Origin of the sequence: Roseimicrobium gellanilyticum (assembly GCF_003315205.1) — a bacterium.
GTDB classification, from domain to species: Bacteria; Verrucomicrobiota; Verrucomicrobiia; order Verrucomicrobiales; family Verrucomicrobiaceae; genus Roseimicrobium; species Roseimicrobium gellanilyticum.
Genome location: NZ_QNRR01000003.1, coordinates 429,693 through 452,894, shown reverse-complemented (window position 1 = coordinate 452,894; position 23,202 = coordinate 429,693). Strand labels below are relative to the sequence as shown.

Annotated in this window: 17 protein-coding genes; 4 read left to right on the top strand and 13 right to left on the bottom strand. The window is 57.6% G+C overall.

The window, feature by feature from the left end; genetic code table 11:
* Positions 1-61: 61 nt before the first annotated feature.
* The 4 genes from DES53_RS11805 (at position 62) to DES53_RS11790 (ending at position 6,088) form a co-directional block, all read left to right on the top strand.
* On the top strand, positions 62-2,545 hold the full coding sequence (locus DES53_RS11805) for an Amuc_1098 family type IV pilus outer membrane protein (protein ID WP_245958148.1): 2,484 nt from the start codon (positions 62-64) through the stop codon (positions 2,543-2,545).
* Between the two features lie 72 nt (positions 2,546-2,617).
* Complete coding sequence (gene coaE / locus DES53_RS11800; RefSeq protein WP_113958462.1) at positions 2,618-3,232, top strand: dephospho-CoA kinase; 615 nt, start codon at positions 2,618-2,620, stop codon at positions 3,230-3,232.
* The gene (gene rho, locus DES53_RS11795; protein WP_245958147.1) at positions 3,222-4,691 is read left to right on the top strand and encodes a transcription termination factor Rho; all 1,470 of its coding nucleotides are present in this window, start codon (positions 3,222-3,224) and stop codon (positions 4,689-4,691) included. Before coaE ends, rho begins: the two co-directional genes overlap by 11 nt.
* 284 nt (positions 4,692-4,975) lie before the next feature.
* Positions 4,976-6,088 carry a ribonuclease D gene (locus DES53_RS11790; protein ID WP_170157042.1) on the top strand — a complete coding sequence of 371 codons (1,113 nt, stop codon included), beginning with the start codon at positions 4,976-4,978 and terminating at the stop codon, positions 6,086-6,088.
* Positions 6,089-6,121: 33 nt separating this feature from the next.
* On the opposite strand, the gene DES53_RS11785 is transcribed toward DES53_RS11790, so the two are convergent.
* From DES53_RS11785 to DES53_RS11725, 13 genes are all read right to left on the bottom strand, one after another.
* Positions 6,122-7,477 (bottom strand): sigma-54-dependent transcriptional regulator, encoded by a 1,356-nt coding sequence (locus DES53_RS11785; protein ID WP_113958460.1) that lies wholly within the window; start codon positions 7,475-7,477, stop codon positions 6,122-6,124.
* A gap of 254 nt (positions 7,478-7,731) precedes the next feature.
* Positions 7,732-9,993, bottom strand: a complete 2,262-nt coding sequence (locus tag DES53_RS11780; protein WP_170157041.1) for an O-antigen ligase family protein — start codon at positions 9,991-9,993, stop codon at positions 7,732-7,734.
* A gap of 234 nt (positions 9,994-10,227) precedes the next feature.
* Positions 10,228-11,670 carry an MraY family glycosyltransferase gene (locus tag DES53_RS11775; RefSeq protein ID WP_113958458.1) on the bottom strand — a complete coding sequence of 481 codons (1,443 nt, stop codon included), beginning with the start codon at positions 11,668-11,670 and terminating at the stop codon, positions 10,228-10,230.
* Between the two features lies 1 nt (position 11,671).
* Positions 11,672-12,847: a glycosyltransferase family protein gene (locus DES53_RS11770; RefSeq protein WP_113958457.1), complete on the bottom strand. Its 1,176-nt coding sequence runs from the start codon at positions 12,845-12,847 to the stop codon at positions 11,672-11,674.
* The gene (locus DES53_RS11765) at positions 12,847-14,361 is read right to left on the bottom strand and encodes an oligosaccharide repeat unit polymerase (protein ID WP_147263357.1); all 1,515 of its coding nucleotides are present in this window, start codon (positions 14,359-14,361) and stop codon (positions 12,847-12,849) included. The genes DES53_RS11770 and DES53_RS11765 overlap by 1 nt, the downstream gene beginning before the upstream one ends.
* A gap of 20 nt (positions 14,362-14,381) precedes the next feature.
* Positions 14,382-15,212 (bottom strand): glycosyltransferase, encoded by an 831-nt coding sequence (locus tag DES53_RS11760; RefSeq protein ID WP_113958455.1) that lies wholly within the window; start codon positions 15,210-15,212, stop codon positions 14,382-14,384.
* A complete protein-coding gene (locus DES53_RS11755; RefSeq protein WP_113958454.1) occupies positions 15,209-16,414 on the bottom strand; it encodes a glycosyltransferase in 1,206 nt (401 codons plus the stop codon). Before DES53_RS11755 ends, DES53_RS11760 begins: the two co-directional genes overlap by 4 nt.
* A 107-nt stretch (positions 16,415-16,521) precedes the next feature.
* Positions 16,522-17,286 (bottom strand): glycosyltransferase family 2 protein, encoded by a 765-nt coding sequence (locus DES53_RS11750; RefSeq protein WP_113958453.1) that lies wholly within the window; start codon positions 17,284-17,286, stop codon positions 16,522-16,524.
* A gap of 57 nt (positions 17,287-17,343) precedes the next feature.
* A complete protein-coding gene (locus tag DES53_RS11745; RefSeq protein ID WP_113958452.1) occupies positions 17,344-18,231 on the bottom strand; it encodes an FkbM family methyltransferase in 888 nt (295 codons plus the stop codon).
* Positions 18,232-18,252: 21 nt separating this feature from the next.
* On the bottom strand, positions 18,253-19,368 hold the full coding sequence (locus DES53_RS11740; RefSeq protein WP_281270148.1) for a polyprenol monophosphomannose synthase: 1,116 nt from the start codon (positions 19,366-19,368) through the stop codon (positions 18,253-18,255).
* Positions 19,369-19,378: 10 nt separating this feature from the next.
* Positions 19,379-20,638: a hypothetical protein gene (locus DES53_RS11735; protein WP_147263356.1), complete on the bottom strand. Its 1,260-nt coding sequence runs from the start codon at positions 20,636-20,638 to the stop codon at positions 19,379-19,381.
* A 23-nt stretch (positions 20,639-20,661) separates the two neighbouring features.
* Positions 20,662-21,855 carry a glycosyltransferase gene (locus tag DES53_RS11730; RefSeq protein ID WP_170157039.1) on the bottom strand — a complete coding sequence of 398 codons (1,194 nt, stop codon included), beginning with the start codon at positions 21,853-21,855 and terminating at the stop codon, positions 20,662-20,664.
* Positions 21,856-21,966: 111 nt separating this feature from the next.
* Positions 21,967-23,145 (bottom strand): glycosyltransferase family 4 protein, encoded by a 1,179-nt coding sequence (locus tag DES53_RS11725; RefSeq protein WP_211325524.1) that lies wholly within the window; start codon positions 23,143-23,145, stop codon positions 21,967-21,969.
* Between the last annotated feature and the right edge of the window lie 57 nt (positions 23,146-23,202).

Genomic DNA, 23,202 nt, shown 5'->3' with positions numbered 1-23,202 from the left:
CAATTCGACCTCCCTCTCCCCCACCTCCCACATGATCACTCGCCAAATAAGATCAAAACCCATGAAGCAGACCGCGTTTCTAGCCCTCGCAGTTGCCATGCCGTATACAGCGGTTGTCGCAGGGCCAGCCGGTTCGGGAAATGTCTCCAGCATTGCGGAGCGTGAAATGGCCCGTCGCATGCAGCGCGTGGCTGATGCCCGCGCCGCGATCGACAAAGGGGACCTGCTCATGAAGGACAAGGATTGCGAAGGTGCACTCAATGAGTACCGCACTGCAATTGAGTTGCTTCCTATCGCCGCGATGACGCAGCAGATTCGCGATGAGGTCAATGCGAAGTACTGTGAAGCCGCTGTGTGCCTCGCTGGAGAGCGTGCGAAGAATGGCCGCTACGATGACGCCCGCGCCCTTCTGAATGATGCCCTGGCCCGTCACCCCGACTGCGAAAAGGCGGAAGTGCTCCTTGAGCGCCTTGCGGATCCCGAGCGTTACGAGCCTGCGCTGACCCCTGGTCACGTGCAGCGTGTGAAGGACGTGGAAAAAGGCCTACAGATGGGCTGGAGCTACTACAATTTGGGCAACTTCGACTCGGCGAACAAGTCCTTCCAGGACGTGCTGCGCAAGGACCCCTACAACAAAGCCGCTCGTCGTGGCATGGAAGCCACCGAGCAGCAGCGCGCGGACTACTTTGATACCGCCCGCGATCATACCCGTATCAAGATGCTCAACGAAGTGAACCGTGGCTGGGAAGATCCTGTGCCGGTGAACTTGGGAGCTGGAGCCGGTGCAGAGTACGGCACGACCACTTCTCCTGGTGCCTACTATGTGGACAAGATGTCCAAGATCATCTTCCCGACGGTGCAGTTCGCCGGCGCCAGCGTGGAAGAAGCTGTCGAATTCCTGCGCATCAAGAGCAAGGACTACGACAATATCGAGCGTGACCCAGCCAAGAAGGGCGTGAACCTCATCATCAAGCCCGGTGCTGCGCCCTCCACGGCCACCATCAGCCTTGACCTCAAGGATGTGCCCATGTCCGAAGCTCTCCGTTACATCACGGAGTTGGGTGGCATGAAGTACAAGGTGGAGCCCTTCGCCGTCGTGGTGGTCCCCATCTCTGACGTGGGTACTGAAATGTACACCCGCACCTTCAAGGTGCCGCCGACCTTCCTCAGTGGTATTGAAGGTGGTGCCGCCGCCGCTCCTGCCGCCCCTGCGGATCCCTTTGCTCCCGCTGGTGGCGCTCCCGCAGGTGGCATTACCGGTCGTCCCACGGCTTTGGATGTTCTGAAGGCCCAGGGCATTCCCTTCCCAGAAGGCGCTTCCGCCACCTTCATTCCGGCGACCTCGCAGCTCATTGTGCGTAACACCCAGCCCAGCTTGGACTTGGTGGAAAGCTACGTGGATCAGATCATCAACACGGCTCCCCGCCAGATCTACATCACTGCGAAGTTCGTGGAAGTCAGCCAGAAGAATACCGATGAGCTGGGTTTTGACTGGCTGCTCGGTCCCTTCGGCATGGGCGACCGCGTGTTCGGCTCCGGTGGTACGGTGGGTAACTCCGCTTCCGGTGCTGTGAGCGGTACGGACTTCCCGTTCACCTATCCTGGCACGGGTACGCCTCCGGTGGGCATCAACCCGATCACCCGCGGTAATCGCAGTGGTTCCATTGCCATCACGCCCGACTCCATCGACGGTCTGCTCAATGCGCAGACTCTTGCGTCGACCTTGGCTCCTGGTATGTTCGCAGTGTCCGGTGTCTTCACCGACCCGCAGTTCCAGGTGGTGGTTCGTGCGCTGAGTCAGAAGAAGGGTGTGGACCTCATGAGCGCCCCGAGTGTGACGACCCGTTCCGGCCAACGTGCCACCGTGGAAGTCATTCGCGAATTCATCTACCCTACCGAGTTCGATCCGCCCCAGATTCCCCAGACGGTGGGTGCTACCACTGGCACGTCTTTGACGGGTGCCTCCGGTGCTTCCACCTTCCCGGTGACGCCGACCACCCCGACCGCGTTCGAAATGCGTCCGGTGGGTGTCCGCATGGAAGTCGACCCGGTGATTGGTCCTGATGGCTACACCATCGACCTCAACTTGGCTCCTGAAGTGACCGAGTTCGAAGGGTTCATCAACTACGGCAGCCCCATCAGCACCGCTTCGGTGGACGCTCTGGGCAACCCGACGACCCTCGTACTTACGGAAAACCGCATTGAGCAGCCCATCTTCTCCACCCGCAAGGTGACCACGGCCGTGACGGTCTGGGACGGCCAGACGGTAGCCATGGGCGGCCTCATCCGCGAAGACGTACAGGACGTGGAAGACAAGGTGCCGATCCTCGGTGACATCCCGATTCTGGGCCGTCTCTTCCAGTCCAAGGCGGAAGACCACTTCAAGCGCAACCTCATGGTGTTCGTCACGGCGAACCTGATCGACCCGTCCGGCGAGCGCATCCGCAAGCCTGTCGTGGAAGTGGAGCCTGAGATCGAAGCGACTCCGCTTCTGCCTCCGCCTCCTCCCACGACGCAGGCTCCGCCCCTTCCCATGAATCAGTAATTGGGAATGATGTTTTAACTCTGACTCGCAAAGGGCGGCCCGGTTACAACTGGGTCGCCCTTCGCATTTGAAATGAAAACCTGGATTGTTACCGGAGGAGCGGCCTCCGGAAAATCGACCTTCGCCCGACTGTTGGATGAGCAGGCAGACTCAGCCGTCCTTTTCAGCAGCGACGGGGTAGTGCATGAACTTCTTGGACGGCCCGAGGTGGTGGAAAAGCTGGCTGGCGCATTTGGTCCCGAAATTGTGGGGGCGAAAGGAGCGATCGATCGCGGCAAACTCCGAGAAATCGTCTTCAAGGACGGCAACGAGGAGCGGCGAAAGGCGTTGGAAGCGATTCTGCACCCGCTGGTGCGGGAAGAGCTGGGGAAGCTACGGGAGGATGCTGGGGCCAAAAAGGCACAACTTTTGATTGCGGAAGTCCCCTTGTTCTACGAATCTGCCTATGACTATCAGGCTGATCTGGTCATCGTGGTTGCTGTTGGCAACTCGGTACAGATGGAACGGCTGACAGGCCAGCGCGGCTTGGACAAGGCGACTGCCGAACGCATTTGCGCTGCCCAGTGGCCGCTCTCCCGTAAACTGGACGCAGCCGACAAAGTGATTTGGAACGAAGGTTCCGCCGAACTTCTAAAGCTTCAAGCCCAGTTACTTCTGCAACAACTCGATACCGAAAATGGTAAGTGAAGACATCAAGGATTCCCCTGAGGGAGCGCCCGCTGTGGCGGCAACCTCGCCGGAGGCGGTGACCGAAAATACCAGCCCCACCCCGACTGCGGCAGTCCCTGTACAGGAGGAGTCTCCGAATCCTGGAACAAAGCCCGCTTCGCCCCCCCAAGGACAGGGCCCCCAGGCCAATACTGCGGTGAAAGCTGAGCTTCCTTTCCCCGAGGAAGCATCCGTGAATGAGATGCAGGAGATGAGCATTGGGGCATTGCAGACCCTGGCTGCCAGCGTCGGTTGGAGGGTGAACGGCAGCCGTACAAAGCACCAGCTCATTGCCGAGCTCACCGCTTGGCTCCTGCAGCATGGGACCAAAGTCCAGGTCGAGGGCTTCCTTGAGATGCAGCAGGAGAGCTACGGCCTTCTGCGCTATCCGAAGCATAGCTTTACCCCGCTTCCGGAAGACATTTTTGTGCCCATTTTTGTGATCCGGAAGTTTGGCTTCCGTCCCGGACAGCTTCTGAAGGGCAATCTGAAGGTGCCCACCAGCAAGGAAAAATACCTGGCCATCGAGCGGATCACCGAGGTGGAGGGACGCAACATTGACGAGTGGCAGACGCCTGCAGATTTCGAGAAGCTCACGGCCACATTTCCTTCCGAGCGCATCATCCTGGAACAGGCAAAAAGTCCCAGTGTGAGCAGCCGGGTCGTGGATTTGATTGCCCCCTTGGGCAAGGGTCAACGCGCACTCATTGTGGCGTCGCCCCGTTCAGGCAAGACCATGCTTCTGAAGGACATTGCCAGGTCCATCAAGGCCAACCACTCCGAGATCTCCCTCATCATTCTGCTACTGGACGAGCGTCCGGAAGAAGTGACGGACTTCGAAGAGAGCGTGGACGCCGAGATTTTCAGCTCCACCTTTGACGAAGCGCCCAAGCGACATTCGCAGGTTGCTGAGCTGGTCCTGGAGCGTGCCAAGAGGCTCGTGGAATTGGGCCGGGATGTAGTCATCCTGCTGGATAGCATTACCCGCCTCGCGCGAGGCTACAACGCGATGCAAGGTGGCAAGGGCCGTACCATGTCCGGTGGTCTTGATGCCAAGGCGCTCATGAAGCCCAAGAAGTTCTTTGGTGCAGCACGCAAGGTGGATGAAGGCGGTTCGCTGACCATCGTCGCCACGGCGCTGACAGAGACTGAAAGCCGCATGGACGAGGTGATCTTTGAGGAATTCAAGGGCACCGGCAACATGGAAGTGAGCCTGGACCGCGAGATCTCCGAACGCCGCATCTTCCCTTCCATTCATGTGCTCAAGTCTGGTACACGTCGTGATGACCTGCTGTACCACCCAGATGAGTTCAAGCGCATCGCAATCATCCGCAAGCAGCTTGCGAGCGTGCCGGCGTATGAGGCGCTGGAACTGCTCATCAAAAACATCGAGCGCAGCAAGAGCAATGCGGAGCTGCTGCTTTCAGGTCTGCGTTGATGAAGAAGCCATCTTTGCTGCGGCGGTCGCTGGCAGCCCTTGCGAGCGCACCCGGCAAGACGCTGAAGCGCCTCCTTGGGCGGGGTGATGCTGTTGCTGCCAAAGGAGGGCGATCAGGCTCGGAAGCTGGCAAGTCATCGTCACCTTCGACGTCGATGGCAAAGGATGCCCAGTCGCGTGAGCGTCAGCGACGGGGGCCACAGAGGACGGGGAAAAAGCAAGGTTCCGGTAAAGCGGTGCAGCATTCTTCCCCGGCTCATCGTACTGCTACCTCTCCGAGCCCCATGGAACCTGCATCCATCCCGCCCGCAAGTTTTCGATGGATTGATACTGATGAAGACCTGGCAGCGTTGACCAGTACCCTGTCTGCAAAGCTGGACCGCGGTGAATTTACGCGCACTTTTTTGGATACGGAGGCGGATTCGCTCCATCACTACACGGAGAAACTCTGTCTGCTTCAGCTTGCGGCCGGTGGAGAGTATTTCCTGATTGATCCGCTGAAATGCGGGAATCTTCCGCTGCTCTTTGCAGTGCTGGACCGCTCGGAGCTCTGGCTCCATGGCGCGGACTACGACCTTACACTGTTGAAGCGGCAATGTGCCTGGACGCCCCACCGGGTGCATGATACGCAGATTGCCGCGCGCCTCACCGGTCACCGCGCTTTCGGTCTTGCCGCACTGGTGCAGCACTATTGCGACATCGCCCTCTGCAAGAGCTCACAGAAGGCCGACTGGTCACAGCGTCCGCTTCCTGAGAAGATGCAGGCCTATGCAGTCGATGATGTGAGGTATCTGGGCATTCTGGTAGAGCGTCTTCTCGCGGAGTTGGACACCGGCAAGCGGCTCCCCTGGTTTGAGCAGAGTTGCGAATCGCTCCGGCAGGATGTCCTGGGGCGTACGGAGAAAGATCGCACCGATGCGTGGAGAATCAGTGGCTCGGGGAACCTCAGGCCAAAGGGGCTCGCCATGCTCAAGGAACTATGGTGGTGGCGCGACACGACCGCGAGCGAGAAGGATGTACCCCCCTTCAAGGTGCTGAACAACCAACAGCTGATCAATCTGGCGCTGGAGTTTCAGGAGGAGGGGAAAACCACGCATCCTCCGCGCTGGCGCCCCAAGTGGCGCGAGACATTCACAGCGGCTGTGCACCGGGTACGTCAGTCTGATCCAGACACCTGGCCGCAGAGACTGAAACGGAATCAGCGACGCAGCACTGATGAAGAGCGTGCTCGCATAGAGCAGCTGTGCGCGTTGCGTGAGGCGAAGGCGGGCAAACTTGGGATCGAGCCATCGTTGCTTGGCTCCCGCGACACGCTCACGGACATGGTTCTGAAGGGAGGAACCAATGGCTCCGAGGCATTGATGCCCTGGCAGAAAGAAGTGCTGGGTCTCGAGTGAGTCCCAGCATTCGTCATGGCCAGACAATGACGCCTAGGTTGTCGTGCGGCGTTCGACATTGAGCTCCATCTTGCGATAGAGCGTGGCGATGCTGATGCCGAGCATGCTGGCAGTCTTCTCACGAGAGCCGTTGTTGAACTTCAGCGTCTCGTTGATGAAGAGCTTTTCTTGGGAACGAACGAAGTCGTCCAGCGTGCTGCCGATGGGAAGACGCGTGCGAGGTTCGGAGGAGACCGCGGTTGTCTCAGTCGTCGCTTCGATCTTTTGAGTGACCTTGGATGGCAGGTCGGCGGGCTTGATGGTGCTGCCTTCGGCCATGGCGATGGCACGTTCCACGGAGTTGCGCAGCTCGCTGATATTTCCCGGCCACGGATAGCGCTCAAGGAACTCTTGCGCGTAGTGCTCCATCTTCTTCATGGTGCCTCCCACACGCAGGGCGTGCTCCCGGAGGAAATGCTCCACCAGCAGGGGAATGTCCTCACGGCGCTCACGAAGCGGTGGCACGACGATCGGCACCACGGAGATCTTGTAGTAGAGATCCTCGCGGAATTTCCCTTCGCGAATGGCGTCCTCGAGATGGGCGGTGGTGGAGGTCACGAGCCTGCAGGGGAGACCGGAGCCGCCGTTCATGCCCGGCTGTGCGTGCTCCAAATACGCGTTCAATTGCGCCTGAATGCGCATGGGCAGGTGATCGATTTCGCCGAGGTGAATGGTCCCTCCCCGGGTGCGTGTGAAGATGCTGTTCTGCGGGCTGCCATGACCGAAGAGCTCTGCCTCCAGCAGATCGGGTGGAAGGGCACTGCATTGAATGGCCTTGAAAGGTCCTCCGTTGCGGCTGCTGGCCTCATGAAGCGCCCGGGCGAGCAGTTGTTTTCCAACCCCGAATTCACCCTCAAGGAGTACCGGGCTGTCGTTGTCGGCAACGCGATGGATGATGCCGAGGATCCGCTGGATGACGCCACTGCCTCCAATGATCTTGGAGCTTTGGGGGAGATTGGATGTTGCCGCGGTGACTGGAACCGTAATGCCCTTTCCGCCCAACGCCTGGTCCATGGTGCGCTTCAGGTCCGGCAGCTCGAAGGGCTTGGTCAGGTAGTCAAAGGCACCGAGGCGCATGGCCTCGACCGCGGTTTCCACGCTGCCGTGGCCCGTGATCATGATGATGGCGGTGCTGGGGGACTCGTGGCGGCACTGCTTGATCACGTCCATGCCGTCTGTTTCGCCGATCCGCAGATCCACGATTAGAAGCTCCGGCTTGTGTTCGCGAATGGCTGCCAGACCTTGTGAGCCGGTCTGGCAGGGGATGGCCTCATGTCCCTGACCACGGCAAAACTTGGTGATCAGATCAAGAATGGCCGCTTCGTCATCGGTGATTACCACTTTTGCCATGAGAGTAGAAGTTGAGAGGTGGAGCGTGAAATTTCAAGAGATGTTAACAATACCAAAGGGTTCCGTCAAAGCATATCTCTCGTTTTTGAGAATAGGTGCGGACAGAGGTTACGGTTTCACCAACGAATGCGGGTCTTTGTGAGAAATTTGCCGGGGACCTCCTTGCACGTGGCAAAGGAGATCGAACAAAAAAGCCGGGGGTTTACTGACCCCCGGCTTTGAACTTTCGACCTTTTTGTCTGGCTGGAAACAGGTCAGGGAGGCGGCGCGAGCTTACGAGCATACTCCTGAAGTGCGCTCCAGGCATGAAGGTAGTCACCGGTCTCGGCGAGCACTTCCGCCAGTTCCCAGAAGACCCCTGGAGGGACCTGTTTTAGAACGGACACCTCGCGTAGTGTAGCCTGGGCACCTTTGAAATCGCCCGCCGCCTTTTGAGCCCAGTAGAGTTCGAGACCGGCCAGGGGATCTTGGGGATTGAGCAAAAAGAGTCGTCGCAGAGTTTCCGTGGGTTGATCACCGCTCAAAGGTCGGAGCGACGGCTTGGGCAGGTGCACATGGGCAAGGGTGTAGGCACCCTCAAAGTCCCCCTGCTTCGCGCGATGCTCAGCCACCACAGGCCATCCATCACGCCGCCACTCGGCATTGTCTTCCAGGCGCTGGAGCACTTCCGCGGGGTCGCCACGCTCATACCAGAGTTGGAACAACCTGAGCCGGTCCGCCGGCTTCAACCCTTCAAGCGTAGGGTGCTTCACAAGAAACTCCTTCAATGCGGAGTCGAACTCGGTACCAGTAGAAGCAGACAAGTAGAGAAACTGCAGGCCCGGTGTAGTCGCGAGCGAACGCATGGCCTGACGAACCTCCGGATGGGTTGTCATCTGCGTAATTCCCCAATGATAAAACCCATATGCCCGGGTGGAGTCACGAAGTATGGCCTCACGGAGGGCTGGAATGCCGTAGGGAGGGTCATATAGGAACCAAAGTTCCGCCTCGCGCATGCACATGCGCCCGAAGGTCTGCTCCAGATAACGAGCGCGGGAGAAATCAGCAAGAGCTTCTTGGGAGGAATAGCCAAGCTCAAGTTTTAGCGAAGCTCGCTCGAAATAGAGATTCCACTGCAGGGGTTTGATTGAAGCTGCTTTATTCCATGTTTGGAGAGCGGCAGCGCGGTCGCCAGACCTCTTCAAAAAGGCGGCATCGTTGGCGAGTTGGTCAAACTTCTCTTGGGGAGTGATGGCCGAGCCGGTCAGACTCGCCACCAGCAGGGATGCGCCGAGGGCGCAGATTGCGATGCCCAGTCCGGGCCAGAGGGCGGATGTCTTTTTTGCGGTTGGCTCAACATCTGGAAGGCGGCGGTTGCCGGCAAGTCCAATGAGTAGTGCGGTGAAAGTCGCCGGGCCGATGCCGTGAAGCGGTGTATCCACCAGTGACTGCGCCGGGTAGATGAGCGCTGCCACACCTACAGTGACGCCCAAACGCCTGCCACGGCTCGACGCGATCCGGCGACTACCCCAAGGTCCATAGGCGAACGTCAATATGATGGCCGCGACCAGGGAAGATAGAATGCATGGGACACCCGCCTCAGATGCGAGCCAGAGCCAGTCGCTCTCGGGGTGGATGGCGCGGCTTTCCGTATCGATGGACTCTCGCGTCATGGAAAATACCGGGTCGAAGTTGCCAAGACCCACGCCTGCCCATGGCGACAGGTTAATCATCCGGAGCGTGTCCAGATAGATTCCAATCCGCCCCTCTGAGGAGATGATATTGGCGATGGAGCCGTCGCCAATGTGAAAACGATCCAGTATCCGGCTGCCGAAGATAATGAATCCAGATGCCAGGATCAGCAGGATGGAGAGGGCTACCGCAATCCAGGCTCTGGTGTATTTCTTAGAGTTTGCCAAGGCCATCCACAGGCCGAGTCCTGCAAAGAAGAGGAGGACACCCATGCGAGAAGTGTTGAGCAACATGGCCACAAACATGGGAACTACGCCCAGCGCGTACAGGCATCCCATGACGGGATTCTTCCTTTGGAATGCATCAAACGTGGCCGCAAAGCCCAGCACGGCGCCTATGGCAACGAGACCACCGAAGTGATTCCGATTGGGGAACGGGCCAAAGTAGGCAAACTGGGCCCACTCACCACGCCACAGCGGTATTTCCCTCTTGAACCAGAACAGGCCTATGGCGATGACCGCCAGAATGGCAATGACGAGCGCAAAGAACTGGATGGCGACACGAATCTCCTGGCGTTTGAAATTCTGGCCCAGACAGTAGATCAACCAGATGATACCCAACACGAGGGCTACCCAGCCTTCGAAAGTGATCCACGGCTGGGGTGTCACCAGTCCTCCCAGAGCGATGCCGTGTTCGGTCTCAAGGGCGGTGCGCCAGAAGGGCACGGACGTTTTGGAGAGAGGGAGGAATGCCAGCAGGGCCAGTAGTGGAACTGCGAACAGAAAGCCAAGCAACACGCGGTTGATGGAGCGAGAGGGCGGACGCAGCACATAACAGAGTGACATCAGCGCCACCACAAGTCCCATTGCCCAAGGCTCGCGTGACCCACAGAGGGCGATGGCGGTGGTAGGTACACTTAACACCAGCCAGAACCACGGCTGCAGAAAACCCGAGGCCGACGTGTCATCTCGAGGGATCGGAGCGGAGGCATCGGGAGCCACCTCCCAATGCTCAGTTTTGCGACGGGATCTTCGGGAATTTCTTTTTCGTTGCTGTTGTAGCACTGGATATGGGCCTCTTTAGCGGCAGGATTCTTGTTGGGTGGGAGACGCGGATTGGGGGGGCGCTGAAGCGGGACTTGCAAACACCAGCCCTTGTATGGCACCCCACCGCTCCGTAGCGCGATTGAGTGAAGGGATCAAATTTTCCGCCACCGCTGTCCAGCGCACCCGTGCTTGCGCGGATTTTGGCACATGAATCACGCACACCAGGCCAGTGACCAGGGAGAGGTTCACGCTTTCGAAATCGGCCTCGGCATGGCGTTTGAGGCCCAGCCGCTCGATGCAGAGGGCGAGAAGGGAAAGGAACTCTTCGGGATCCTTGCAACGCTCCGCTTCCCACTCCAGAACCCGGCCATAGGCTTGCGCGTAGAGCATGTCTCGTCTTCGTGAAAGAGCCTCGTTGAATTGCGCCCGCACGTCACGCCAGCTTCTCACGTAGCCAAGGTAGCGTGCGGCTGCCAGGGCCAAGATTGCCAGCGCGGCTCCGGCAATGGGCAGGGAAAGCCCCTTGCTCCAAAAAATGCTCATACCCACGATGCTCAGGACAAGGCACACTGAGTAAATGGCGATGAGCGCTCTGGCCTTGCTGAAACCCAGCAGGATAAGCCGGTGATGGATGTGCTCCGCATCTGCCCGGAACAACGGAACTCCCATCAACGCACGGCGGATGATGGCGAACAGCGTATCTAGAATCGGAACGCCCAGCGCCACAATCACCACCAACAAAGCGGCGATCACGGATCCCTTGCTGGAAGTGAATACTGTGACCGACGCGATAAAGAATCCCAAAAGATAGGCTCCGCCATCTCCAAGAAAGATGCGTGCCGGAGGAAAATTGAAGATGAGAAAGCCGGCCAATGCACCGCCCATGATCATTGAGACGGTCACGACTTCTGGCTTGCCGGAATAGTGGCCGACAAACGCGAGCGTGATGCAGAGGAATAGACCGAATCCTGTCGCCAGACCGTCCATGCCATCGATCAGGTTCACGATGTTGGGCACGGAGATGAACCAGACAAGTGTTACGGGGAAGCTCCACCATCCAAGGACGAAATGCCCCTCGCCGAAGGGATTGGAAAGTTCATCGATAGAAACTCCGAGGGCATAGAGGATGGTCCCGGTGCCGAGCTGCCCCAGCAATTTCAACCTCGCGCCCAGCGGGCGTATGTCGTCGGCAAAACCGATCGCGAAAATGATGCAGTTGGAGATGATGACTGGTGCCCAGCGTTCCAGAAAGCTCGGGAAACGGCATTCCATCACCAGAAAACCTGCCACGAGCGTGACGAAGATCCCAAGTCCGCCGAGTCTTGGAATGGGCTTCTCATGGAATTTTCGATTTTGATCGGGAGTATCGAGCCCCCAGCTTCCCCGATAGCGAACCAGCAACCACGTGCAAAATGCGCTGAGCAGGAGCGCTCCCAACAAGATGCCAACGTTAACAAGCGACGGGTAGCGGTACATGTCAGGCGGGCTCTTCGGAAAAAGTTGCCTTCAAGGGAGCCCCGTCAGGAGAATCAGGAAGAAGAAGCTGGACGAGATGGGACCACCACTTTTCCCCTTCTGCATGTGCAATGCCTAAACAGGCTGGCTTCAGAGTGGCAGGTGAGAAAGGGACCTCGGCTTCTTTCGCGAAGTCATTGATCCGCAGTGCCAGCCAGTCGGCGAGGGCGTGAAAATCGCCGACGGCAAACACTCCGTTTAGCGCGCTGTGGTTCCGCAGGTCCGTCGAGATGGCGCCCTCGTGCGGGCCTACCCAGACGAGGGGCCTCGGCAGCAATTTCAGAAGCGCCAGTTTTGACGGCCACAACAGGCCTCGCACCTCCTGGCGCTGGGTTGCAATCAATACATGAGCCTGGAGCAGGGAGGGGACAAGATTGTCTGAGGGGGCATAGTTTTCCCAGCGGCATTGCTGGAGCCCCAAGTCGGAAGCAAGTTGCCTCGCGGCAGTCCACGCGTTTCCTCCACCTTGAAAGACAAGCTCGAAGGGATGCCCGGCGTCTTCCAAGAGCTTCTGGGCGCGCAGAAGCGTTTCGTACTCATGAGCACGCCCGAGGTTTCCGGAATACATCCACTGGATGCGTTCACCACGCGGTGCGACACTGCCCTCTGAAAAGGCGATGTGAAGAGGCGGCCAGGGGGAGGAGATGAAGGCGCGCGGGTCATCCTTCATCCGTAGATACTCCAGCATGTCGCAATCCAGGCAGGCGATAAGCTGACAGGAGCGGTAACTGAATGACATGGCCGAGCTTGCTAGCCGGTGGACCAAGCCGCCGGGGCGAACTTCACCCAGGGCAACAGCAGTGTCCGGGTAGACATCCATAGCCCAGTGCACGAGCCTCGTGCCCTTTAATTTTGCCAGAATAGCGGCCACAAACAGGATGCCGGGAGGGTCGCTGAGGCAAAGAATGCAGTCGGGCCGCTTCGAGGTCAGTCCGGTCCAGAACAGGCGGAGGAGCAACTGGATTTCATGCAGCCAGCGGCGCCAGCCTTGAGGTCTGTTGTCGCGATAACCCTCTTCCGCGCCGAGGTGGGTGACCTCAGCCCCCTTCGCACGAAGGATCATGGCAAGATCTCCGATCAGGGCAGCGGTAGGCGCCGGCTCCGGTGGGACGTACTTGTTGATGACGAGAATTCGCATCAAGCCTGGTCAAATCCGCGACCCCGGATTTTAGCATAGAGCCAAGTTGCAAATATCCAGCCAAGGAGCGCATAGGAGAAAAGCAGAATCTCCTGCAGGGATCTCCAGCCCACGAACAGCATCATGGTCGTGTACCCGTAGAACATGGGACCGATGGTGCCGGAGGAGGCATCAAAGAGCGGGCTGTTCATTCGAGCCATGCGGCCGAACACCCAGCCTGTAATAAGGATAGCGTAGGGCCCCCATGACAGCCATGCTTCTCCAACAATGGATACCGACAAGGATGCGCCTTTGGCATCAAACTCCTGCAATTGAAATCCCCCGTCGATAGGCTTGTTCTCCCAAAACACACGGGGAATGGGGCGCACAAGCACGTAAAAGATGTACTTGCCGTAGACGTAAGGGTGGTGCTCAGGAACAATTGAGTGGATCTGCGCAAGTCTGTAAAAGTTGTCGTCAACGGCAAGACCCTTGGGTGCGCCGCCGGCGACGGAGTCTCCGCTCATGGACTTCCATGCAATGTAGGCGGCATTGGAAGCGCCGATCTCACCGACGCCCACGGTCCGGAATACCAACATCGTCTGCATGAGCCAGAGCACAAAGGCAACGGCGAACGCCGATGCGGACAACTGCCAGATACGAACGTGTTCGCGATCCAAGACCCAGTATGTCACTGCTGAACCCAAACACACGCCGATGATGCGGCGAGAACCCGAGTGCATTAGAAAGATAAGGAAAATCGCGGCGAAAAGGATGCCCACGACAGACGCGGGATGCATCAATCCTTTGCGGCGCACAAGCATCGTAGCCAAAGTGGGAAGCAGGTAGCCGAAGTAGATCAAGTGATCCACGAAGGCATTCCATCCTCCCAGCGCTTCGCGATTCCACGGGGCCGCAAACCGGTTGCCCAGCAAACTCTTGAGCATCAGATTGACGTCAAAGTTGCAGGGAATCGCATAGGCGAGCATCGACAGCACAAAGCAGATGCTCGTGATAGGCAAAATGATCGACACCTCGGGACGCAACGAGCAGCTCGCCATAAAGGCCTTGGGCAGCCGCCAGGGCTTCCTCATGGTGGCCAACCAGAACATGATCACAAAACAGCCTGAGGAAGCGAAAGACATCCTGACTGCGTCCCGGTTGACAGTGGGGAGGTCATAGACGGCAGTCACCAGGTCCATGAACAGCCAGTAGATCGCCGCCATGCCAATGATGTTTTCCGTGCGCAGGGCATTGCGTGGGTTCCGCAGAAATGCCAGAAAAGGCCCTATAGCCAAACCCAAGGCCATCAAGACGCCCGGGATGAACAGCACGCCCTCTTTTTGGGGATTGGATGGCACGGTTGCCATCGCCATAATCGTGCCGGTAAACGTCCCAATGACACCAAGCATTGGGTAGAAGCCAGGGTCAGACTGGTCAGGCTGACGTCCATCCATATGCACGCGCCGCTCAGGCTGCTTGAGATGACGCGGAGCAGCTTGTGGTGTTAGAGCGCGATGGGGTGAACGAAGCATTGGAGGGGAAGGGAACTCTATCAGACATTCCGGGAGGGGGGCAATCCCTGTTTGCGCGAGAGGGATGTCCCTTCGAGATGGGCCCCGGTACTGCCCTTCAGGTGGGCAAGCCACGAGGCCATACGCCTCCGGCGACGGACCTGCAGCACATCGCCGAGCATGCAAAGTGCATCGCGGAAAAGCCGCAGCTTCCCTCCCCGGACCTCATGCCAGTCGATGGGCATCTCTTCAATGATGGCGCCCGAGTCGGTCAGGGCAGCCATCAACTCAATGTCGAAGCCAAAGTCCTTTACCTCAAGGGTGGGAAAGACACGGGCATATGCGCTTCTCCGGATGAACTTGAGGCCGCATTGGCTGTCATGCACGGGGATGTCGAGAAGGATGGACACGATGGTGGCATAAATGCGGCCAATAATGTGCCTGTGCAGATGCCGTTGAATGCGATGCCCGAGCATCTGAATCCGGCTGGCGAAAATGGCATCTACTGAAGTCTGGCCCCCAATCAGCAGGCGGGCGAGCCGGACTGTTTCGGAGGCTGAGCAAGCGCCGTCTGCATCCACAAAGCCCAGCCATTCCTCGCTCTGATGCGCCAGCCAGCCAGCATACACAGCGCCACCCTTCCCCAAGTTGGAGGAGAGCAGCAGAGGTTCCCTGACGAACGGGTATTTCATCCGGGTCGCATTCACCAGTTCCCGAAGACGGTCTTGTTCCTCGGGGCTGGATCCGTCCTCTACCACCAGGATGGAGGTACTCCCCAAGGGCTCTGCGAGCGCGCAAAGTTCCGAAAGAAACGGCCCGATGCGTCCGCTCTCGTTGTAGCACGGGATGACCAGAAGAATCTTTGCGGTCACGCTATGTTCAGTCTGCGAATTTGTTGTAGCACGGCATTTTCAAACATGTCCCAGGACCATGTGGCCACCCGTTTACGTCCGGCCCGTCCCATCTCTTCCAATTCTCCGGGATGAGTGAGTGCCCAGTCAAGCGCCGTAAGCAAGGGTTCATCCTCCCCGGCATCGAAGAATCTTGCCTCATCGTCATTCAAGAAGCCCACGGCGCCGCTATTTCGGCTCGCCAGTACGGGAGCTCCGCAGCTTAGCGCTTCGAGAATCACCAGCGCGAAGCCTTCCGCCAGCGCAGGCAGGACAAGGCTGGATGCCCGCAGATAGTGAAGCGCCAGCTTGGACCTCGGCATCCGGGGAAGATGCTCGTATACCCCTTTGTAGTCTTGCAAGAAGTGACTGGACAGGTGCATCGGGCCGATGAATACCAGCCGGTTGGTCCGATGTGCCTTCAGCTTTTTCCAGGCGTGGAGAAGACGGTGCGCCCCTTTCCTCGCGGAAATGTTGCCAACCAACAGGAAGGAGCCGTCCGGCTGGGGGCGTGGCCTCATGAGCCACTCGCTTTCGCCGCCATAGGGGATGACCGAGATGCGATCTTCACTGAGGCCTGACTCTACGAGTGAGTTTTTTACAAATGCCGAGGGACACCAGATGTGATCTGAAAGCCGGAGTTCTTCCAGTTTGTTTTCAACACGTTCGGGGTCGAATTCCCTGGGATCGAACGTGGACTTGCAGATGTCCCCATAGACAGCACTCTCACGCTTCAGGATGGTGCGGACGGTTTCGTGGTGCGGCGTGGGCAGATGATAGATATTGGTCGCTCCAGCCTCCTTGGCGTGTGTGAATGACTTGAGGCTGCCCAGTTCGCGCCCGATGACCGCCGAGGTTTGCTCGGAGACCAATTTCGATGAAGCGGTATCGACCCGGCGAAACAGTTCGTCATGGCACGGAATGGGAGGATGTCCGGTCGCTAGCTTGTAGCTGCGGAGCATGTCCGGAACGAACTGGCGGACCAAGCGACGCTGGATCAATTGTAACGGAGCGCGGCGAGTGAACAAATTCTGACGACGAGCTCGTTGCAGAGCGACATGCTCCCACGCCTTGGGCAGCCAGCTTGTAACCAGAGAGCCGCGGACTCCGGCTGCATCAAGCGCGAACTCAATGTGCCTCTCATCCACGGGCATGACAGGGGACACATGTAAGATTTCTTTCATCTGGACAATGTCACTTTAGTAAAAGCGCCAGCCTCAACAACGCCCCTATAATCATTGGCGTGTCAGTTTGCTGACCACTCCATTCAGAGGTGCGTCGGAGTCCCTCCTCAACTTCCGCGTAATTTCCTATCCAGAATTTTCAGCGAAAGCATCAACTCGGCAAGCGTCCGTTGAAATACGTAATGCCAGCCGGCAAAGCCATCAAGCAGCAAGCCTTTCCACAGAAGGGTGTATAGAAAAACCAGGGGGGGAGCCACAAAGATGCGAAGTCTAAGGCGGTCTGCGAAATTCAGGCCGGACGCCGGCGGGCGGAGCAGATGCTCTGCCTCCTGTTCCGCGTACACAAGTTGAGACCCCAGCCACCGCTGCAGCGGCTTGCGGTCATCGTGGTAAATGATGCTGCTCAGCCAGTGCAGTTCTCCAGAGACCTTCACTCGATGTCCGTGACCGTCAGGCTCATAGCTGGCTCTAGCGGTCTGATACAATACCACTCTAGGCGGATACAACGTGCCGCGAAGGGCCTTGCCATAAATGCAGTAGCAGAAATTGGCCCGGTAGCCGGACACATTTTCATCAAGCTGGTCGACTTCAGCTTCGAAGCCATCTCCGACGAGATAGTCGGCGTCCAGGGAAAGGACCCATGGGGTCCTGATTTGGGTCAGGCCGAAGTTACATTGCGATGCAAATGAGTCGAACTTCCGGGTGAGGACGCGCGCTTGAGGGTGCCCTGCCACCAACTCCAGAGTTTTGTCCGTGCTGCCGCTGTCGATAATGACGATGTCTTTGGCCCACGTGAGCTTCGCCAGTACCCGGCCTATATTGGCTTCCTCATTGTAAGTGATGATGAGCGGGGTGATTTGGGAAAGGTCCATGTTTCTCCGCTGGTGTGCAGCAACGTGACTGGAGGAAGTTTCGTACGTGTTCCTCTCTCAGGATACGGCGTTTGAAATTCGGACGAGCGGTTCTCCCTTGGCTGCGACGATGTTCGTGTACTGCCTGCTGGGAAGGTTGGCAATGAGCTTCGAAAAACCCTCGACAGGAAGCGGGGACAGGCCACGGCTTGCCAGAGTGAATAGTGCGAGGCCAAGTGAGGAGAGTTGGTGCAAATACTCCAGGGCATCCCGGCCTGCCGACTTGATCCCTTCGGGCCAGAACTCCGAGACAATCAGCACGTCCGGAGAACGACGGATCGTTTCAAGGCCACCCGCGATGACCATGGGCTCGCAACCTTGCACGTCTATTTTCACCAGGTTCACCTCATGGATTCCCAAATCACTGAGAATAGAGTCCAGCGGTCTGACCGTGATTGGAATTTCCGTGGAGGAAAGGGAGGAGGCGTAGAGCCTGTTGTCTCCTTTGTTTCCAAGGTTGAGGTGCAAACTGGCACTGCCTTCGCGGTCAGACGCAGCGCATGAGCAGATGTGACTCCTTTTTCTGCTGGTATCTGTCCCGTCCACATTGCAGGCGATGGTCTGCTCGAGAAATGCACGGCTGTGTGGATTGGGCTCGATGCTGACTACTGTGCCTGCGGGGGAGGTAAGCTGGAGGGCCAGCGCCGTGTAGATGCCAACATTGGCACCGATATCCACGACTACCATCCCTGGCAGGCAGTGTTCTTGAAAAAACTTCAACTCATCCCTTTCATAGACCCCAAAAGTCACGGCTCCCGAGATGACAGGATCCGCGGGATCCAGACAGATCTCCGCGGAACCGATTTTGACCCGCTTGGGGATGATTTTCAGCAGCAACCAATTCGCTGCCTGCTTCAGGGGGCGCGGAGCCAGAATCACGGTGTAGACGAATTCCGCGAAAGTCATGAGTGCAAAGAGGATGAAGGGCTATCGCGACAGCGCCGCCTTCAGGGAACGGAGATCGTGGCGAAGCTCTTTACGGAGCATATACCGGCAGACCGCCGTCACGATGGTTGCTATGGTGAAGATCTTTATGGGCGTCGGAGCACGGAGTTCAGCCAGCAGCCACCACAACGTGAGATTCCCTACGAGAAGCTCTGCGAAGATCATGCCTATGAAACCCACCCAGGGATGGGTCACAGTCTCAGGCACGCCTTCCGTGTTGAGATACCGCCAGTGCAGGAGAGCATGTACTCCGTGACTAAAGAGCAACGCGATGGAAAAGGATATGTGCGGAGGCCACCCCAAAGCCGTTAGGCCCAGGAAGAGGGGCAGGGCCATCGACCACGTCAACGCAAATGCGGCCACGAATTTGGCAATTGGAGAGAATCGCGGAAACTTGAAGTCATACAAGCGACTGAGGTGCTCAAGATAGCGAAACTGCTGCTTGAGCGAAAGCTTGGACTGTCCCTCCTCCCGCAGGCCGAAGTGAATCGGGATCTCGCGCACGCGAAGGCCCGGGCATTTGCAGAGAAACTCAAGACCTATCTTGTACCCAAGTGGAGCGAGTTGGGCAGAGCTATTCCAGACATGGCGCTTCAATCCGAAAAACCCACTCATGGTATCCTTGACATCTCCACAAAGTGGTCTGGCAAGCAGCCGTGCCACGGCTGAGTTGAGTTTTCTGAACGTGCCCCAGGTAACATCCGTGGAAGCTCCTGTAACATGCCGTGAGCCGACTACAAAATCGGCCTCGTCTTTCTCCAGAGACTCTATCAGGTGAGGCAAGGCCTCGGGGGGATGCTGGAAGTCAGCATCCATCACGACTGCAATATCGCCCCTTGCTGCAGCCAGACCTTTCAATACCGCACCGCTCAGGCCGTCGGGCTGCATGCGCTCAATCAGCCGTAAAGGATATCGATTGGCCAGTTCCAAGGCCGTCTGTGGCGTGCCGTCGGAGCTTTTGTCATCCACAATGATGATCTCAAACCGCCGGCCGGTGAGCACGGTTGCGATTGCAGGCACAAGCCTGGGCAGATTCCCCGCTTCATTGAGCGTGGGAATCACGATGGATATTTCTGGAGTCTGATTTTCTGGGATCACAGGAGGGGGCTCATGCACAGAATCTGTCCTTCGCAGTCAGACGCCAGAGTCGGATGGCCAGGTAGACATAAGATCCGAGGAGAATCACATCCACGAAAGCCACGCTAAAGTATGCCCATGAGGGAAGTGGGATCGCGGCGTCTTTGTCCCAGAAGGCAGCAAGTTCCTGATTCGAGAGCAGCCGGTACCAGATGCTCGGCTCGCAAGCGGCCAGGCCGCCAATGGCGGTGAGAGCGACACGTTCGCCGTTCGATGGGAATGTGGCGCCAATCAGGCACAGGGGAAAGAGGGCACACTCGAGATAGGATGCGAACGACTTCTTGCTGATGATGAGAACGATGATCATCAGGAGTGGCAGAAAGATGAGCGCCTGGTAGGGGGTTACGACTCTCTTCTTCCACATGGCGGTGAGAAAGAGACCACTCAAAAGCCCGAGTCCAATATAGTTGGCCGCCGAACGCAAGTGCGGAAGCGAAAAGTCCAGCCCGGCCATCCCAAGCAGAAATGGAAGGTTGCCAGAGGATCCGTGCTGTGAGTGAAAGCTCATCAGCTTGGTGATGTCCGCCCCTTGCAGGAAGTACCACCCGTATCCCGGAATCACCACGCAAAAGAAGCCTGCTGCACAAGCCCAGCGATTCTTCGATGCCCACGTGAATGGGGGGATGAAAATGAGGGATAGAAGCTTAACGGCAAGGATGGAGGCTCCCACGGTCGCGCCGCACAGAAAGCTCTGATGCCGGATGAGCAGGAGCATGCCCCCTGCGATGAAAGGTGCGAACCAGATGTGGTTTTGCCCGGTGATGGGCACATTGAGCAGACTCAAGGGCGAACAAACATACAACAACAGTCCCAGATTGGAGATTCGCGGATTGAACAAACGGTCTCCAACCTTCAGCCAAAGAGGCAGTGAGATGAATTCAAAAACAATCGCGATGAAGACCAGCCAAACAGGTGAGTCGAAAATCTTGATGAGCAGGGCGCAGGCCACGGAAAACCAGGGGCCGTAAATGGGCATGAAGTCCCGGAGAGGAAGCAATCCGCCTTCCACAGCTTTGGCATCGTTGTAGTACCAGTTGATGTCTGATTGCGCTCCCATTCTCAACACGAAAAAGACCATGACGAAAGTGCCGACTCTCGTCAGGATAAATCCCGCCAGGCAATACCGGCGAAATGAAGGGGTGGCAGCGGCAGAATGTTCCCAAAGGGGCTTCAGTCTCCATGCCAGCACGATGCAAACCAAGGAGACGATGAGCTTTATCAGCAGTATCATGTAATGTGTAAATATGCGGATGCCTAAACCGATGGCGTGGTAGCCACAGACTGGACCGCAAGAGTGAGGTACGCAGCCTTGAGCGCGTGCCCCATCGCTTCAAGGGAATATTTCCCGGTCGCAAATTCTCTGCCTGCCATTCCCAGTCTGCCGCGCAACTCTGCGGAGTCGAGTAACCTGCCAACGGCCGCTGCAAGAGAGTCAGCTTCATAATCGGCTGGTTGAACAGCGCCGACGGCGGAGGCCTCTGCTCCCAAGGCTACGCCCAGGGTTGTGACACAGGGCACACCCGCAGCCATGGCCTCAAGCAGAGCGATCCCAAAGCTCTCGGATTTCGAAGGGAGCACGAAGATCTCTGCTGAGCCGAGGGCAATCCGCTTTTCCTCATGACCCAGAAACCCAGTCCATAGAATCTTTGATGCTATTCCCAGTTCTTCTGCTTTGGCTTTCAAAGAGGAGGTATATTCCACTGTGCCGGAGCCGGCGATCACCAAAAGCGCATTTGGATGTGAAGGCGCCAGTTGTCTCCACGCTTGAAGCAGTACCTCGATGCCCTTCTTGGGGTCAATGCGCGACAGGAACAAGACAATCTGGCGGTTTTGTGCCTCGGGAAACCGCGCCTCAAAAAGCTGGCGGTCGGGAAGGTTCACGTATGCCGACATGTCAATACCCAGGGGGATTACCAAGGGTCTGGCCGTGAGATTGAGCAATGAGGCCTCTTGCTGTTCAGCGTCACTGGTGTAGTGAATGGCCGAAGCTGCATTAAGCAGAGGCCGTTCGATCAGGCGAAAGGAGAGGGCTTTGATGTGCTTGCGCCGGTGAATCATTCCCCATTGGTTCAGGAGCCCGTGTGGGGAAACGATGTACGGCCTTCCTGCATGCAAAGCGGCTTTCCAGGCAGCAATGGGAGCAAAAGAAAATACTGCGTGGATGTGTACCAGATCGTACTCCGCCATGTGTTGCCAAAGCCACTTCAGCAAGCTCAGGGAAGGCTTGTAAAAGCGTCCGTGGCGCGGGAAGAAGTAGCAAGTCCACGCATCGAGGTGGACTGGGGTGCCAAACTGTATGTTCCGCCTGGCGGCCTCGTCCCGATCGATGGTGGTAGCTACTGAGACCTCCACGCCCTCAGCAGCGACTGACGCAGCCATCTGAGCAAGGGCGATGGTTGGTCCGCCATCTTCGGTATCCAGTGAAGGAGTGACGTGAAGTATCCGCAAGGAAGTCTATGATTGCGTGATTGATTTGGTCGGATGCAGATGCGCTAGCAGCCGGACCGTCGGTGTTGAAACTTCCAATGGGACAACTCCTCTGGGTCCGGCCTTGTTTGGCTACATTGGGAAATTCTCGACCGGGCTTCCTTTGGGTTGAATGGTCCTGCCTGGCATCGCAGCGATTGCAGATTCAATCAACTTTGCGGCGCCACGCTGAAGGGAGTGCTGCGCCACTGAAATACGGGCTCTATGAGACATGTCGTGCCACTGCTCATCCGTGAGAGTAGCGGCCAAACGCATGGACCGGTACAGACCTTCGCCTTCGCCCGGAGGATGAAGCCAGCCATTGTGACCGGGTTTGATGAACTCCACGGCCGCGCCTGTTTGAATCGTGCTGACGACTGGCAGCCCTGCAGCAAGTCCTTCCGGCACCACCAGGCCCCAGCCGTCATGGCGTGAGGGGACACACAGAATGTCACCTTTCGCATACTCCAGATGGAGACGATCCCAAGGGCAGAACCCGGTGAAATCAACGCGATCTGACAACGAGGAAAGTTGCTCTTTCATCTCGGCCTCCATGGGGCCGTAGCCGACCACTCGCAGGCGCACATGGTTGAACTCTGCAGCCAGCCGGGCAAACGCATGGGCAAGAAGGTCCGTGCCCTTCCGATGACAAAGCATCCCAGAAAACAAGAACACACGCTCCTTCGACAGGGGGCTCCGGGGGACACTTCCAAACTTCTCCAGGTTTGAAAAATAGGGAATATTCACATACTCATGACCTGAGCCAAACTCGCGGCGATAGGCAGTGACTGCCATGGAGCCAATGCCCCAGATGGGAGCGTGTGTCAGGTGAATCGCACGAAGGCGCCACATGCGGAAGAGTCCGCTGAGTGGCGAGAGAGAATGGAGTAAAGGACGTTCTCCCCAGAAACACATGGGCTTTCGAATGCGCTTCCGACGCTGGAGTACGTGCTTTACGAAAGGATGTTTGTAATAGTTCAACACCAGAAGGTCTGCTTCATCAGTGCTGCGTGCGACGGCATTGACGTCCACGTTTGGGTCCGTCAGGAGAATGCTGTCGTGGAAAGGTTTGGTCGTCTGCCAGAGACGCTGCTTGTCCCTGGCATGGAGATAAATGACGCTCAATTGGAGACTTCCCATTCTCGCGGCCTCATCGAATAACTCCACCTGATAGGGTGACGGCGAGTGGGTCACCACGGTCACACGAGGGAGCTGGATATTGAAGTCTTCGGACTTCACATTATTGAGGCGGCTGATTGTTCGTGGAATCACTCGAGCCTGCAGCGTTATCGACGAAGTGCAGTCGGTCACAGGCTGGTGAACTCCACC

Coding starts and splice junctions, on each gene's coding strand:
- DES53_RS11805 (WP_245958148.1), top strand. CDS start 62: ATGAAGCAGACCGCGTTTCTAGCCCTCGCAGTTGCCATGCCGTATACA.
- coaE (WP_113958462.1), top strand. CDS start 2,618: ATGAAAACCTGGATTGTTACCGGAGGAGCGGCCTCCGGAAAATCGACC.
- rho (WP_245958147.1), top strand. CDS start 3,222: ATGGTAAGTGAAGACATCAAGGATTCCCCTGAGGGAGCGCCCGCTGTG.
- DES53_RS11790 (WP_170157042.1), top strand. CDS start 4,976: ATGGAACCTGCATCCATCCCGCCCGCAAGTTTTCGATGGATTGATACT.
- DES53_RS11785 (WP_113958460.1), bottom strand. CDS start 7,477: ATGGCAAAAGTGGTAATCACCGATGACGAAGCGGCCATTCTTGATCTG.
- DES53_RS11780 (WP_170157041.1), bottom strand. CDS start 9,993: ATGTCACTCTGTTATGTGCTGCGTCCGCCCTCTCGCTCCATCAACCGC.
- DES53_RS11775 (WP_113958458.1), bottom strand. CDS start 11,670: ATGTACCGCTACCCGTCGCTTGTTAACGTTGGCATCTTGTTGGGAGCG.
- DES53_RS11770 (WP_113958457.1), bottom strand. CDS start 12,847: ATGCGAATTCTCGTCATCAACAAGTACGTCCCACCGGAGCCGGCGCCT.
- DES53_RS11765 (WP_147263357.1), bottom strand. CDS start 14,361: ATGCTTCGTTCACCCCATCGCGCTCTAACACCACAAGCTGCTCCGCGT.
- DES53_RS11755 (WP_113958454.1), bottom strand. CDS start 16,414: ATGAAAGAAATCTTACATGTGTCCCCTGTCATGCCCGTGGATGAGAGG.
- DES53_RS11750 (WP_113958453.1), bottom strand. CDS start 17,286: ATGGACCTTTCCCAAATCACCCCGCTCATCATCACTTACAATGAGGAA.
- DES53_RS11745 (WP_113958452.1), bottom strand. CDS start 18,231: ATGACTTTCGCGGAATTCGTCTACACCGTGATTCTGGCTCCGCGCCCC.
- DES53_RS11735 (WP_147263356.1), bottom strand. CDS start 20,638: ATGATACTGCTGATAAAGCTCATCGTCTCCTTGGTTTGCATCGTGCTG.